We start from the raw sequence: 14,310 nt of genomic DNA on the forward strand, positions 1-14,310 counted from the left end.
ATCATTTATTGCTACGGATAAATCACAGTTTCCTCAATATAATAAAAACTACAGGTAATTTGTCTTAACAGTTCACGTTCTGCCCTGTTTATGCATAGGATAAACACGATCGATCCATTTAAAATTAGTAACTGCCACTGATATAGAATCGCACTGGCATACTTAGATATTACCCTTTTTTATTGTATCCACCATGCAGTGGCCCCGGAGGTGGATTTCCTGGTGTTTTTATAAATAAGCAGATGATAATTATTTCCTTTTTTTATATCTTTAAGAGGTTACCTGCGGAAGTAGCTCACCTGGTAGAGCGACAGCTTCCCAAGCTGTAGGTAGCGGGTTCGAGTCCCGTCTTCCGCTCTTTCCTGTTTTTGTCGCGCTGCCCGATATCTTCCTTGCTGTATACGCAGAACAATATAGTTACCAGCTTGTTATCTTTTCATCGCACCTACCATTAAAGAATAACGGATGAAATATAATAAGATTTCCTTTTGCACTGTTTGTATGAACAGGGCCATGCACCTCAAAGAAACCCTGCCCCGGAATATTCATGATAACCGTGATTATAACAATATTGAATTCGTTTTACTGGATTATGGTTCTAAAGATGATCTATATAGCTGGGCACAGGACAATTTGCGCGCCTACATTGATGCAGGTATACTGACGTATTTTTCCACGAAAGACCCACAGTATTTTCATATGAGCCATTCCAAAAATATGGCTTTCAGGCTGGCTACCGGCGATATCATCTGTAGTGTCGACGCCGATAACTTTACTGGTGCCGGATTTGCGACCTATGTGAATGAGATGTTCAATAAAGACACCGCTATTTTCCTGGCTCCTCCCCGCATCGGCCCCGATAAAAAATGGTGGGATGTACAAGGCCGGCTATGCCTCCGGAAAGACGATTTCTACTACAACAGAGGCTATGATGAACAGGTAACGGACTATGGCTATGAAGACCAGGACCTGAAAAGCCGGCTGGAACAGTATGGCCGGCGCCGAACCTGTATTCATAATCCGGCGTATCTGCAAGCAATCCGGCATGACGATCATATGCGGATTGCGGAAGGTATATCGGTCAGAAAAACAAAAGACCTGTTTATTGCCCCGGTAGATGAACAGGTGTCGGAGGTGATCTATTTGCAGGAAAACAATGTATTTGAACGATTTTATGTCAGCAACGATCCCTTGCAGTACAAAGCAGCAGGCGTACAGTTTGACGCACAGCCAGGAAATAACTACCTGCTGAAACCCCGCAGAAGATATGCAGGCACCTACAGAACAGAAGGCAATACCACCTGGTTGATGAAAGAAAATGAGAAGATATGGATGATACTGGCCAACCAGCCACAGGGGCATCTGCTGGCGGCAGATAAACGTCTCTTTTACCGGGTGGATTCCTGTGATTTACGTGAAACTTTTTTACTGGAACGTGCCATACATCTGGGCAAAAAAATTTACATGCAAAACCGGAAACATGCCCACATCATTAACCCACAGGGTTTTGGCGCCGGAAAGGTATACCGTAATTTTTCTGCCGAGCGTATTATCCTGGAAGAAGTCGGGGTATCATAACACCAGCTTCACCAGAGAAGGGTGGTTACCTGGTGGATCTACCGGTTAGTAATTGTTCCAGGAAACTGATTTTCTCTGTGGAAGGGATCGCCGTAAAAATACCATGACTACTGTTATTCCTCACTCCCCGTACAAACAGGTAAACGACCCCGCCAAACTGGGTGTTATAATCGAATCCGGGGATACGGCTTTCCAGGTATTTTTTCACCGCCACGGTATATATCAGGTATTGCAGGTGATAGTTATGCTCATTCATGGCTGCTGCCAGGTTTTCCGGCGCATAGTCTTCCACCTGGCTGCCCAGGTAGTTGGATTTCCAGTCCAGGATGTAATAACGTCCGCCATGTTCAAAGAACAGATCCACTTTCCCGTTCATAATGCCTTCCAGCTCCTGGTTGCTGTATTCTGAAAATCGTTTAACCCCCACCGTGAGTATATCGTCAGATAGGTGATTGAGGAGATTGGCCTGGAATACAGGCACCGGAAAATCAAATTCAAATTCAGCGAGCCGTTTGTGCCGGCCTACAGATGCCAGCTGAAAACGGGCACCATTGATGTCGATGGTAGTTTGAAAAACATGCTGTAATAGCTGCAGTAACATGGGGAGGTACAGTTCCCGCTGCCCCGGCACAAAACGCCGGACGGCTTCTTCCAGCCATTCATCCCACTTGCTGTTGTCAGAGAAGTTGATATTTTCAAAGATGAAGTGCAGGAGGTTCCCGGTTTTAGCGCCCCGCCGCAGGGTGTTGAAAATAAAGTTATCGTAGGTATCGTCCTGCTGAAAAGAGCGGGTACGTGGCCGTTGTTCTGCTTTGGCGGCCAGCATGGTATAACTCATCTTCCGCCAGTTTTCTTCTTCCAGCTGAAAGGCTACTGCGGGCTGACTAACGGGAATGATGGCACGCTGCATATATTGCCGGTAGCTTTGTGCCGGTTTCTCCGGTAAACCTGTGGCAAACCGGATCAGGGTCGGGTCAGGCATGTTTTCCAGTAAAGCGCCGGTAAAAGCAGTTAAAGAAGACTTCGGATAATAAGTGTTCCGGTAGAGATAACAGGCATATACTGCCCGGGTGACCGCCACATAAATCAGCCGGCGGTTTTCCTGCTCCTGCTGCCGCTTATAGGACGCCTGCTGCGTATCGGTGAGGCGTTGCTTCTCTGCACCGGAATAGTCGCCGGTATCCGGATCACGGAAGCTGACAAATTCGATCCGGCTGTTTTCTACAAAATCCAGGAAGGGAGCTAATACAATCTTGTATTCCAGTCCTTTGCTTTTATGAATAGTGACAATATTCACGGCTTCTTCATCGCTTTCCACCCGTTGTGCATATTCATCGCCGGTAGTGGCCATTCCATCGATGCCACGTTTCAACCAGGAAATCAGGTCGCGCATGGACAGGTTTTTGCGGCTTTGTACCTGATGTACCAGTTCTGTTAGCTGAAACAGGTTGGTGATGATACGTTCGCCGTTTTCCGGATGTTCGTCCAGGAGTACATGTCGTACGCCAAAATCGGCAATAAACGCCATGATAGCGGTATAGGCGCCATCCTGTTGCCATAGGTCGCGGTATTTGCTGAACAGGGAAAGCGTTACTTCATCGTCCAGTTTCAGGATCTGCGGAATATCAAAACCGGTGAAGGGTGATAACAATGCCCGGTTGATGGAAGACCGGTCCGGTGTTTCCATGGCTTCCAGCAGATACAGTACATACAATGCTTCGGGTGCATCCAGTACTTTGGCATCGTCGATGGTTACTGCCGGAATGCCTAAGCGGGCCAGCTGATCTTTCACCAGTTTACCGTCTTTTCCGGTACGTACCAATATGCCAATGTCGCTGGGCGTAATGCTACGCATCCCGTTTTCCTGGCCAATACGATACGACTGATCCTGCAACAGCTGTGCTACCTGTGTGGCTACAGCCATACTGATTTTGTCTTTGCTGGAACTTTCGGAGATGATGATAGGCGTAACTTTCTCTGCGCCATGATATAAAAACCCTTTCTTATTTTCCGGCGGGCTATCTACATGAATATACTCGATGCTGTCGCGTTCTCCTTCAAAGTAAAAGGTGTCGAAAGGTATTTTAGGCTGAAAGAACTGGTTCATGGCCGTAATGAGATTGGCGGCTGAACGGAAGTTCAGGTTCATGTCGTAGAGGTGCTGTACGCTGTTTCTGGCGTTGAAGTAAGTGAATATATCCGCTTTCCGCCACGCATAAATACTTTGCTTGGGGTCACCGATATAGAACAGGATGGTTTGCTGGCCGAAAGCGCGATCGAATATTTCGAACTGCTGCCGGTCGGTATCCTGGAATTCATCCACAAAAACAGCTTTGTATTTTTCCTGCAAGGCAGCTATCAGCTGTGGGTTGTCTCTTTTTACCAGGGCATTGTGCAGGTTGGTGATCAGGTCATCATAGCCCAGCATATTGCTGCGTTCCTTGAAGCTGCGCACCCCTGCTCCTACTTCTTTGATGGCCATACAGTATAGCTGCCGCCGGATCGTTTGTGCGAGTCCGGTAGTGGCTTCCTGCTCCAATGCAATGATGTCCAGTTGTTCCAGGATCTCCGGAAAAACAATCGGGATGTAGGCAGAGCTCCGTTTCTTTTTGATTTCCGCAATCAGTTTCTCCGGGTCGGCAATCAGGTCGGGCCAGTTTTTCTTGGCATAACGGTTAGCCATACACGCCGTACGGATTTCGTCGGCATGCTGATGGATGTATTGATGTAATGCTTCGGTCAGTTGCTTTTCCTTTTCAGCCAGTTCCCGGAAGGTGTGTACCCATTCCAGTTGCTGTGGCTTGTCAATGGCGTAGGCAATACTTTCGTCGAAGTCCAGGTACTTTTTACCGCTGAGATGTTCTGTAATTACCTGTTGCAGCTCATCCCGCATCTTTTCTATCCAGATCCGCTGCAGCAGCCAGGTATGAAGGGTAGTAATATTTTTACGCCAGTATTTGTTCAGTTCATCTTCTATGACGGGAGTGAGATCCGGTACCATTTCAGCGCCGAACAGCTGGTTGGTTTCAAAGGCAAATGTGGTCAGGGTTTGCTGACAGAAGCTGTGAATCGTCAATACAGCTGTTTCATCCAGCAGCAGGATGGTATCGCGCAGCTGTTGCCGCACCTGGTGTACATCGGTATTTTCCACCGCCTGTATCACCAGGTTTTCTATCTTTTCGTCATTGACAGCAAAGCCGTAGCTGACCTTATAGGCCCGGCGTATAAACAACCGGATACGGTCTTCCAGCTCGGCTACTGCTGCTTTGGTAAAAGTAACCATCAGGATTTCCTTGATGGAAAGCTTTTGCTCCAGTATCAGGCGTAATACCAGGATGGCAATAGAATATGTTTTACCGGTACCGGCGCTGGCTTCAATCAGGTTACTGCTGTCCAGTGATACGGTGGCGGCGTCGAAATGCTGATATGTATTTACCTCAATCATGTCACAGGGCTGTTTACACATAATATTCAGGGAAGATGGTGGCCAGTGGCGTAATCAGCAACTGACAAATGGCCTTGTAAGCTGCCAGGGTATCTTCCTCTTCAAAAAATCCTTTTTCATATTCCTGCATGATATACGGATCTGTGTTGGATTCCAGCTTTTTACTGATCATCACCAGAAACTTATCTGTACCCAGGGTGTCCAGTTCGGCAGGTTCCGTTTCAAAGTCAGGGTAAAATGGCAGCATTTTACTGAATCCGCTTTTATAGAGGCGAACCAGCTCCTGCAGCCGGTGTTGGGCAGTTTGTTGCGACAAAGGTACTGCGGCAAAAACGGCTTCCTTTTTAGTGCCGGAAATAAAATGCATACCGGTTAATACGCCTGCTGCCGTACCTGCCAGGTAACGGATATAAGCTGCTATCAGGTATTTGGTTTCTTTTTTCGACCAGGATACCTGCAGGAATTTATCATCAAAAACCTGGGGGATAGTACCTTTCAGTAAGCTGCCATCTACCGATAACTCCACCGGCAGCCGTTTTTCTTCAGTGCCTTTTGTGAGGGTATCATAGAGGGCGCGTACCGGTACTACCAGCTCTTCTACCTGATGCAGGGCTACCGTAGCCATATTACTCAGCGGCAGCCTGCCTTTGCGGACCAGCATTTTTTGCAGGATACCGGTTTCATTTGCCGCCACGGGCAACAGTCGGTTTTTGATATCCCACTGATCCAGGTTATCGAGGCTGAACAATTCTGTTTCTTTCAGCAGAATTTGTTCATTGTTGTAATAGATGCCCAGCACTTTATTGTAATAAGCGCGGAAAGGATTCCGGAAGAAGCTGACCAGTTCATCCAGCGTAATTTCATCGAAGTTTAACGGGTCTGTTATCTTTTGTTCCTTTAGTACCGTCTTTTTATGCAGGGTATTATTATTCAGATAGCTGAACAGCTGATCGTTGCCGGTAGCATATTTCCGGCTGAATCCCTGTAAGGGCTGCTGGGTAATGAGCAGGGAGCGTACCTGGGATTGTTCAGCCGGATCGGTACCGGCTTCTATGTAATCTACCAGTTCATCTACCAGGGCAGAAGGTGGCTGGATGGTATTGTCTTTGGCATTTTTACCTACATAGCTGATGTATAAATAGTTTTGGGCAGATAATACCGTTTCCAGGAACAGGTGTTTATCATTTTCTTTTACATTACGATCGCCCCGTTGCCGTTGTTGTTCCATCAGGTTGAAGCTGGACTTGTTTTCCCGGCGGGGGAATTTATCGTAGTTAAGGCCCATCAACGCTACTACCTTAAACGGAATACTACGCATGGGAATGAGCGAACAGAAGGTGATGCCCCCGTTTACAAATAGTCCGGCGCGGGTAGTACCTGTAAGGGTTTGCAGGAAGCTATGGTTAAATACCTCAAAGGATATTTTATCATCCATGTACTCATTTAGCGTGTTGTAATCGGTGAGTTCTTTCATGAGGGTGGTATAGTCCTCATCTACTTCTTCCTGCGGTTCAAATACGAGGTTATGCAGCAGGCGTTCTGCATAGGTCACCCATTCTGCAATGCTCCGGTCATGTGTACGGTCTTCGATGGAGTCCATGAGTACCGCCGCAAAATGGCAGAAGCGGATGATTTCGTGGGCATCGCTGCCTTCCAGCTGGTCCAGCGGGAAAAAGCTGTCGGCGCCTGTGCCGTATTCTTCATTGCCGCTCATGCAGATACCATACATGATCCGCTGGATACCGTACCGCCAGCTGACAAAATGGGTTTCTTCCGTTTTGTCGCCTTCAATACCAAACCGGATGTTGGCTGCCTGTACAATGGCGCGTATCCGCAGCGGGTCCTGCAGGGCAAAACGTTTACGGATATATGAAAAGTCCAGCAGCTGTATTACGGTTTCGGCTTTGAAGTTGTCGGCCGTAACGGTTAAGATGGCATGCAGGGCATTAAAAAGGTTGTCGTTATCAGTATAGCTTTCATCGGCAATGGTGTAGCGGAACCGGTATGGCGCATGATTAAATACCGCTTTGATATAAGGTGCGTAGGCATCAATGTCGCTGACCATGACTACAATGTCGCGGGGCGACAAGGCTTCATGCCGCTGATCTACCAGGTGTACCAGGTAGTTATACAGTACTTCCACTTCCCGGGCGATGGTGTAACAGGAGTTGATGGTGACGGAACCATCTCTGGTATCTTCCAGGGAAAGGGGCTGCCGTTCGTTGGTGGCGGCCATAAAGATATCGTGCTGGATTTTGTGCAGCAGCGAATCCGGTTCCGGTTCCACGATGTCGATGTCTTCGTAGGCATTTAAAAAAGCATCGTAGGCGAAGAAAAGGCCGAAGCTGTTTTGTATCACACTCCCCCACCCGGTGAGAAGGGTGTTGCCGGCCGTGTTGGCCGCTAGTTCCTGCAGGCCTTTCTGCCGCCAGCGGGCCAGTTGTTTTTCGTTTTTGTCGTCAAACCAGAAGACAGCCGGCGCCGGGTTAATAATATGAAAATAGACATCTATATAAGCCGATAATTCATGCAGGATCTTTACGTGATACGCTGTGATAATGGATAACCCAAAGAGGTGGATGGCGGGTATCCTGCTTGCCAGATTCACTTTGGGTCCATTTATGCGTAAGGTATCCAGGATATAGGCGCCAATAATGGTTTTGTCGGGCAGAGCTTTGCCAGACATGGTTTTTATCTTCATCCACAGCCATTGCTGCCAGTCGGCTTGCTGCATGGCCGCAACATCTGCGCGGGTCCACTCCTGGATCATATCCGGCCGGTACACCTGGTACTGGTCAAAAAGATCGGCTACTCTTTCTGCGAGCGACATCCGTTTTAATGCGCTGTCGGGGCCCTGATCCTGGTAATAGGCGGCAGTATCCGGATATTTTTCTGTAAACGCTTTTTCTCCCAGCAGTTTGAAAAGCAGCCAGCTGAGATTTTGCGGAGAAAGCACGGCAGTGTAGGGCCCTCCCAGCATCATGTATAGCTGATGCAGGAGGTCGTTGGGTTTCATAAACCGGCAGTTGGCTGCAATACCCAGCTGGTAGGCCAGTTGCAACTTGAGCCAGTTATTCATCCCTTCGGTTTGGGTAATAATGTAATGTGGCTGAAAAACACTGTTGCCGGCGGCTTGCAGGTCCTGAGAAAGGCCCTGCGCCAGGCTGTTCAGTGAATTAGACACTTTTAAATACAATGCCATGTATGTATCTGAGCTTAGTCTGTTAAATTAGTTGCCGGCGCCTGCTGCCAGGAATCTGGCGGCAATACCGGAGGCACGCTCTACAAACCGGGCGGCTGCCATCAATATGACGGTGGCGGGCCCCTGGAGGTATACCCTTTCTTTTGCCCGGCTGGCGGCGGTATACAGCAGTTCCCGGGTAAGGATGGGTACTTCCGCTACCTGCGGCAATACTACCAATACTTCTCCGAATTCAGAACCCTGACTTTTGTGAATCGTCATGGCAAAAGCTGTTTCCGCCTGTGTAAGATAGCCCGGTAATACACCTTTCAGTCCACCGGTACTGTCTTCAAACCAGGCCATCAGCGTGCCGTTGCTGTTGGGCCGGATAATGCCGGTATCTCCGTTGAATAAGCCGTGTTCGTAATAGTTACGGGTGAGGATAATAGGACGGTTCTCATAAAATTCTGCATTGGCAGTAATGAGTTTTTTATCGTGCAGGTATTTTTCTATTTGTTTGTTGACGGCGTACAGGCCTTGCGGTCCTTCTCTGACAGCGGTGAGTACCCGTTGGGTATTCAGTTTACGGAGTGCGGTAGCCGTATCTTTTTCTGTGATGAAAGCAGTATATCCGGCAATGAACTGTTCAAACAATGCCGGATCGGCAGCCTGGTCTATGATTACCTGCGGATCGGCATCGGCAGGCAGAAACGCCTGAATAGCGGCCACGTTGTTGTCGATAACCGCGCGGGTAAATTTTCCGATACCCTGATGTCCTGTGAAACGGTGGCTGCGCCGCAATTCCACGAGGTGTTGAAACAGCGGGTGCTGATAATGATCCCGTTCCTGTGCTGCCGGAATTTGTTGCAGCGTATCCGTAATAAAGGTATTGATGAACTGTCGCCGTGCCGGTGAAAAGAGGTTGAGTTGTTCCTGCGCCTGACAAAGATCTCCAAACAAGCTGCCCGCTTCTACAGAGGCCAGCTGGTCTTTGTCGCCCAGCAAAATCAGGCGGGTATGCGGATGGATGGCGTCCAGCAGTTTGGAAAAAAGCGCCACATCAATCATGGAACACTCATCTACAATCACTACATCGTAGTTAAGCGGATTTTCCCGGTTATGCCGGAAGTAAGGGGTATCTCTTTCGGGCTTCAGCAGCCTGTGAATGGTAGCCGGTTGCAGCAGCCGGAATTGGGCAGCAATCGCCGGATCTATATCGATGGTAGTATTACGGAGACTCTCCGCCATACGTGCGGCGGCTTTACCGGTAGGTGCTGCCAGCGCTACTTTCAGGGCGGGGTCGGTCGCATACAGGATAGCCAGCAGTTTGGCTACGGTAGTAGTTTTACCCGTACCCGGGCCGCCGGTGATGATGGTGAAATTATTCAACACCCCGGTAATAGCAGCTGCCAGCTGCCAGTTGACCGGATCACCGCCTGTTGTCGTGGCAGCGGGCGCCTCAAACAACCGGGTAATAAATGGTTGCTGATTTTTTAGCAATGCCATTCTTTCCGGTAATAGCAGCTGTTCGGCCGTGAGAAAGGCCTGCAGGCGCTCCAGGAAATTGGTTTCGTAGCGGAAATACCGTTGCAGGTACAGCCGGTTTTGGTATAATACAAAGGGCTGCCGGTCGTCACCATGCTTACCAATCAGCGGAATGGCCGCCAGTGCCGCCGGGATGTTTTCCGGTATATAATAAAAAGACGGAAGTGCGTCCTGGTCGGCTTTAATTTTATCGAGATGCAGACAGATATGCCCTTCACTCAGTTTCTTCGACAGCAGGTAAGCGAAAGGCTTTAATGCAGGAATATCGAAGTACTCTGCAAATTGCTGGTGAACGTCGTTCAGGGTCGAAATGTTTCGCATGGTCTGGTGATACACTTGATAAATATCAAAGTACGACATTTTCTGCGTCATCTGTATAAAGTGATGCTACGTATAGCCATACCGGATATGACGGAGACCGGTATTTTGACACTTATCGCAAATAAAATTTAGGTTTGCGCAACTTTTGAGCACGATTTTATTTTTATCGGAGATGATACCCACAACTGTTATGAGCAAAAGATTGTTTTCCCGGATTGTTACAGGATTATTATTGATGAATCTTTGTGCCGTCGCACAGGATAGTCTGGACAGAAAAGCCAGTCAGTTTAAAGCCAACCTCAATTTACTGGGCGTCGGCCTGCATTACGAGTGGCGGGTATACCGCACAGCTACCATGAATCTGGAAGCCGGTATCGATTTCAGTTTTGGTTATGCCGGTTCCGATATGAATGGCAGCCATTGGGGATATATTTTCACCCCGGTTGTTTCCGGAGAATTCCGGCAGTACTATGGCTTGCGCCGATCTGCCGCCCATGGCAGAAAAATCAGGAACAATGCAGGTAATTTCTTTAGCCTCACCGCTGGTTACAGCATGGTACCGCTGATCGCCAAAAATAAAGAGATGGATGCCATGTATTCCATTGCGCCGGCCTGGGGCATACAGCGCAGTTGGGGTAAACGGATTAATTTTGATGTCCGCTTCGGATGGGCATTACGATATATCTCCCGTACCGGCTCCTGGGATGGTTTTCCCAGCACCCGGCTGGGAGTGGGATATGTGATCTGGTAGGATCTCACTATTTTACAGTATGAAACATTATTGGCTATTGGCTGTCTGGTGCCTGGGAATGGCATGTGGCTACTCCCGGACGCATGCAGATAAATACCCCGCATTTCCGGATTTTCCGGCATACAACGGCCCGGCATATACCTTACAAAAACTAACGCTGCCCGATGAAAGTCTGGTATGGGCCACCATTCCGGCAGACAGCAGCTGCCTGCTGGTGGTAGTGAATGTGATCAATCCTACCAGTCCGGAAATCGCCAGTGATACCTACCGGTTAATCATCTTCCGTAATGGCAGCAGAACACAGGCAACACCTTTCACCGCCTCCTATCCTACATCGGCATTGCATTATATCGATGAACAACACAACCTGTTTTTCGGGGATCAGTATTTTAAAGCACCTGCCTATACTTTACAAACGATGCCGGAAGTGAAGCTGGAAACACCACAGCAGGTGCAGCAATATATGGATGCCAGCACTTCGGTGGCAACCTATGACTATCGCATTATTGACAGGCCTTACTATATTTTTAAAACGGCCAAAGGGCCCGTGTACGGATATACCGATATTCCCACCACTGACAGCATGATCAGGGCGGGTAATAAACTGCATACGCATCCGGCGCCTTCCCCGTCGCAGTGGCTGCAGGCATTCGACAGTGTTGTGGTGGCCAACCGTAGTTCCGGTAATCATTTTGTATTTTACTTTTATCCCTCCTATCTCCGCTATTACCGGCTGGTGGAAGGAAAAGATTCGCTGTGGTTTAAAGTAAATGAGGATAAAAAATATTTTAATGCTTTTAGCACCATCCTGCTGGCAGGGAAAAAATATATTTTATACAAAGATGATCAGCTGAAAAATCATGATTTATTTTTGCTGGAACAGCAGCATAGGGAATAATAAAAGTAGCTCAGCAATTAAATAATTTATATGGCATCCAGGATAATTAAGCAGGTAATCGTGATGCGCAAAGACCTGAATATGCGCAAAGGTAAAATGATAGCACAGGGAGCGCATGCATCCATTGCATTTCTCACCAGGCAGGCCGTGGTAGAGGGGCATACCTTCCGGACACATGTTAGAAATCCCGAAGAATTAACAGAATGGATGACAAAAGGATTTACAAAAATTTGTTTGTCGGTAGATTCTGAAGAAGAACTGGAACGTATCTACCAACTGGCGGTGGAAGACGGGCTGAATGCCACATTGATTACCGATTCGGGGTTAACAGAGTTTGGCGGTGTGCCCACCAAAACCTGTTGTGCGATCGGGCCTGATCTGAATGAATCGATAGACCGGATTACCAAAGATTTAAAGCTGTTGTAGCCGTTAATCTTCTTCCGTAACGTTGGTTTCGGCCACCCTGCCTACCTGGCCGTCTTCCAGGCGTACCTTGATACCACGGGAATGAAAAGGGGCAGACGTAAGAATATCTTGTACAATACCATAGGTCAGTTTTCCGCTGCGTTGATCCTTTTTCAGGATGATGGCCACTTCCAGGCCGGGATATATATCACTTCTGTTACGTCCGTGCATAGCAATGAAATTAGAAAAGAGTCAGCCGCAAAGCTAACTCTTTTCTTAAAATTATGATTTGCTGATAAACAGCTGCTTAAGCTGATCAATCAATACACCATTGCCGTTGACGCTGATGTTGTTGATTTTCTCCGCGATTTTTTCCACGTATTCCATTTCTTTTAAACGGAACAACATTGGATTATCTTCCATCAGCCGCGCTGTATTCAACAGGCTGCGGGTGCTGGCAGTTTCTTCCCGGCGCATGATGATGTTGGCCTGTGCTTTCTTTTCCGCTACCAATACCTGGTTCATGATATCTTTTATATCGCCGGGTAAAATGATGTCGCGGATACCGAAGCCGGTGACTGATACACCCATCGCTGCACTATGTTCGCTCACTGCCTGCAGGATATGTGCTGCCAGGGTTTCTTTTTTCTCCAGCAATTCATCGAAAGTCAATGCCGCTACATATTCGCGCAATGCCAGCTGAAACAATACATACAACTGCCGTTCATAGTCTTTATGATGCAATACCGCCGTTTCAATATCGGTGATGCGGTATTGTGCCCAGGCGTTGATACGCAGTGCTGCTTTGTCTTTGGTCAGTATTTCCTGTCCATTGATTTCTACCTGCAACTGCCGGGTATCAATTTTACTCACCGAAATGCTGATATCATTTTTCCACCAGTGATATACACCGGCAGATAAAATCTGTGCATATTTACCATCTACCAGTAATACGGCTTTTTCATAGTTTTCTACCCGGATGGTACGCACATAGGGCGCTACCAGCTTATGGCTCAGGGTAGCCGGTGTAATATCTTCCCGGATATCAATTTTGCTGATATCTGCACGAATGAAGGTATACGCAATACTGTTTTTCCAATAAGCATATCTGCCCGCTGTTAATACATTTTTTAATAAACCGTTTTCATATTGCAGTACAATTTCATCGTCGTTTACGGCCACTACTTCCAGGGCGGCAGCGATATCTTTATCCTGCAAAAGGATGTTCAGTTCTATATTGGGTACAAATGGTTTGTTCAGATCATACCGGATGATATCTTCTCCAAACAGCCAGTAGTGGCCTTCCCGCAGCATACGTTTGTATACGCCGTTTTTGAAAACCAATCCTGCTTCATAGGCATTTACAGTTACTCTTTTCATGTTTTTTTGTTTTGGGGGTTGTGAAAAAAAGCCAGTGCTGCTGCCATTCCAAATATGCGGAAACAGGTTACCATCAGAATAAGCTACCAGGTCAGGGCGGAAGTACTGGCTGATAGTTACGGTCCGATGCGATGCGCCTGTTTGCGGGGCATGCGGGGAATTGCTGACTGCCCCTTTTGAGCAGCCATAGCCGGCGGGCAGCGCTGGCCTTCAATTTTGGGTCGCCATTTGATGGGAAGCGGCGTACTTCCTTTTGCGTTACCAGTTTTGCTATCCACGCATATACGCAGAGCAGGATTCGAACCTGCAAGGTAGTCTGTTGCTCTACCACTGAGCTACCGGTATAAACCGGGAAGGGATCGAACCTTCGACACACGGACGATGAGCAGACATATGACGTTCCGGGGCAATAGCATACAACCAGTTACTACCGTTGTACTGCGGGGTGCTTTGAAACCCTCGCCTGGTTTGCCATACCGGACAACAACCATACGTCTCTTCCGGTAAAGGAAGCTTTTGGGTAAATGCTTTTCATTTACCTGGTGAACAAAGCAGGAGTCGAACCTGCACGGGCGGTGCTTCAAACCGCTGCGCTGCCATTGGAGCTATTTGTTCATGTGGCAATGGTGCGTTATACACCATTGCCTAAAGGGTGCAGGCGGGATTCGAACCCTGACTTTCCGGGTCACAACCGGATGTTCTGCCTTTAAACTACCAGCACCAGGTATAGGGTTAAACAAACCGGGGCTAACATAAACAACAGTGTCGTGATACATGGCATTCCTGACAATACCCCGCAACGAATA

9 protein-coding genes and 3 tRNA genes are annotated in these 14,310 nt (G+C 47.9%); 5 read left to right on the forward strand and 7 right to left on the reverse strand.

Translation table 11 applies throughout. The annotated features are described in order from the left end of the window. Positions 1-284: 284 nt before the first annotated feature. Together OL444_RS04005 and OL444_RS04010 are read left to right on the forward strand one after the other, a co-directional pair. Positions 285-357 (forward strand) — tRNA-Gly (locus tag OL444_RS04005). A gap of 108 nt (positions 358-465) precedes the next feature. After that, positions 466-1,578, forward strand: coding sequence for a glycosyltransferase family A protein (locus OL444_RS04010; protein ID WP_264734521.1), 1,113 nt, complete (start codon positions 466-468; stop codon positions 1,576-1,578). A gap of 25 nt (positions 1,579-1,603) precedes the next feature. Here the strand turns inward: OL444_RS04010 and recB are convergent, their stop codons facing one another. The 3 genes from recB to recD are packed head-to-tail and all read right to left on the reverse strand — an operon-like array spanning position 1,604 to position 10,070. After that, the gene (gene recB / locus OL444_RS04015) at positions 1,604-5,023 is read right to left on the reverse strand and encodes an exodeoxyribonuclease V subunit beta (protein ID WP_264734520.1); all 3,420 of its coding nucleotides are present in this window, start codon (positions 5,021-5,023) and stop codon (positions 1,604-1,606) included. Between the two features lie 13 nt (positions 5,024-5,036). Continuing rightward, on the reverse strand, positions 5,037-8,225 hold the full coding sequence (gene recC, locus OL444_RS04020; RefSeq protein WP_264734519.1) for an exodeoxyribonuclease V subunit gamma: 3,189 nt from the start codon (positions 8,223-8,225) through the stop codon (positions 5,037-5,039). Positions 8,226-8,252: 27 nt separating this feature from the next. Next, the gene (gene recD, locus OL444_RS04025) at positions 8,253-10,070 is read right to left on the reverse strand and encodes an exodeoxyribonuclease V subunit alpha (protein WP_264734518.1); all 1,818 of its coding nucleotides are present in this window, start codon (positions 10,068-10,070) and stop codon (positions 8,253-8,255) included. 190 nt (positions 10,071-10,260) lie between these two features. On the opposite strand from recD, the gene OL444_RS04030 reads away from it, so the two are divergent. Genes OL444_RS04030 through pth2 form a run of 3 tightly spaced genes read left to right on the forward strand, consistent with a single transcriptional unit; the run spans position 10,261 to position 12,145 of the window. Further along, entirely contained in the window at positions 10,261-10,821 is a 561-nt protein-coding gene (locus OL444_RS04030) for a hypothetical protein (protein WP_264734517.1), read from the forward strand. 19 nt (positions 10,822-10,840) lie between these two features. Continuing rightward, positions 10,841-11,719, forward strand: a complete 879-nt coding sequence (locus tag OL444_RS04035; RefSeq protein WP_264734516.1) for a hypothetical protein — start codon at positions 10,841-10,843, stop codon at positions 11,717-11,719. Between the two features lie 30 nt (positions 11,720-11,749). After that, a complete protein-coding gene (gene pth2, locus OL444_RS04040; protein ID WP_264734515.1) occupies positions 11,750-12,145 on the forward strand; it encodes an aminoacyl-tRNA hydrolase in 396 nt (131 codons plus the stop codon). A 3-nt stretch (positions 12,146-12,148) separates the two neighbouring features. Here pth2 and OL444_RS04045 read toward each other — a convergent pair whose 3' ends face one another. The 4 genes from OL444_RS04045 to OL444_RS04060 all read right to left on the reverse strand — a co-directional run bounded on the left by OL444_RS04045 (position 12,149) and on the right by OL444_RS04060 (position 14,119). Then, positions 12,149-12,355: a YwbE family protein gene (locus tag OL444_RS04045; protein ID WP_264734514.1), complete on the reverse strand. Its 207-nt coding sequence runs from the start codon at positions 12,353-12,355 to the stop codon at positions 12,149-12,151. Positions 12,356-12,406: 51 nt separating this feature from the next. After that, positions 12,407-13,504, reverse strand: a complete 1,098-nt coding sequence (locus OL444_RS04050) for a slipin family protein (RefSeq protein ID WP_264734513.1) — start codon at positions 13,502-13,504, stop codon at positions 12,407-12,409. 283 nt (positions 13,505-13,787) lie between these two features. Continuing rightward, positions 13,788-13,846 (reverse strand) — tRNA-OTHER (locus tag OL444_RS04055). Positions 13,847-14,044: 198 nt separating this feature from the next. Continuing rightward, positions 14,045-14,119: transfer RNA gene (locus tag OL444_RS04060), tRNA-Phe, on the reverse strand. Between the last annotated feature and the right edge of the window lie 191 nt (positions 14,120-14,310).

It is taken from the genome of Chitinophaga nivalis, from assembly GCF_025989125.1.
Classification (GTDB): domain Bacteria; phylum Bacteroidota; class Bacteroidia; order Chitinophagales; family Chitinophagaceae; genus Chitinophaga; species Chitinophaga nivalis.

Bases quoted from the DNA above. Each gene is read 5' to 3' on its own strand.
- OL444_RS04010 (WP_264734521.1), top strand. From the start codon at position 466: ATGAAATATAATAAGATTTCCTTTTGCACTGTTTGTATGAACAGGGCC.
- recB (WP_264734520.1), bottom strand. From the start codon at position 5,023: ATGATTGAGGTAAATACATATCAGCATTTCGACGCCGCCACCGTATCA.
- recC (WP_264734519.1), bottom strand. From the start codon at position 8,225: ATGGCATTGTATTTAAAAGTGTCTAATTCACTGAACAGCCTGGCGCAG.
- recD (WP_264734518.1), bottom strand. From the start codon at position 10,070: ATGCGAAACATTTCGACCCTGAACGACGTTCACCAGCAATTTGCAGAG.
- OL444_RS04030 (WP_264734517.1), top strand. From the start codon at position 10,261: ATGAGCAAAAGATTGTTTTCCCGGATTGTTACAGGATTATTATTGATG.
- OL444_RS04035 (WP_264734516.1), top strand. From the start codon at position 10,841: ATGAAACATTATTGGCTATTGGCTGTCTGGTGCCTGGGAATGGCATGT.
- pth2 (WP_264734515.1), top strand. From the start codon at position 11,750: ATGGCATCCAGGATAATTAAGCAGGTAATCGTGATGCGCAAAGACCTG.
- OL444_RS04045 (WP_264734514.1), bottom strand. From the start codon at position 12,355: ATGCACGGACGTAACAGAAGTGATATATATCCCGGCCTGGAAGTGGCC.
- OL444_RS04050 (WP_264734513.1), bottom strand. From the start codon at position 13,504: ATGAAAAGAGTAACTGTAAATGCCTATGAAGCAGGATTGGTTTTCAAA.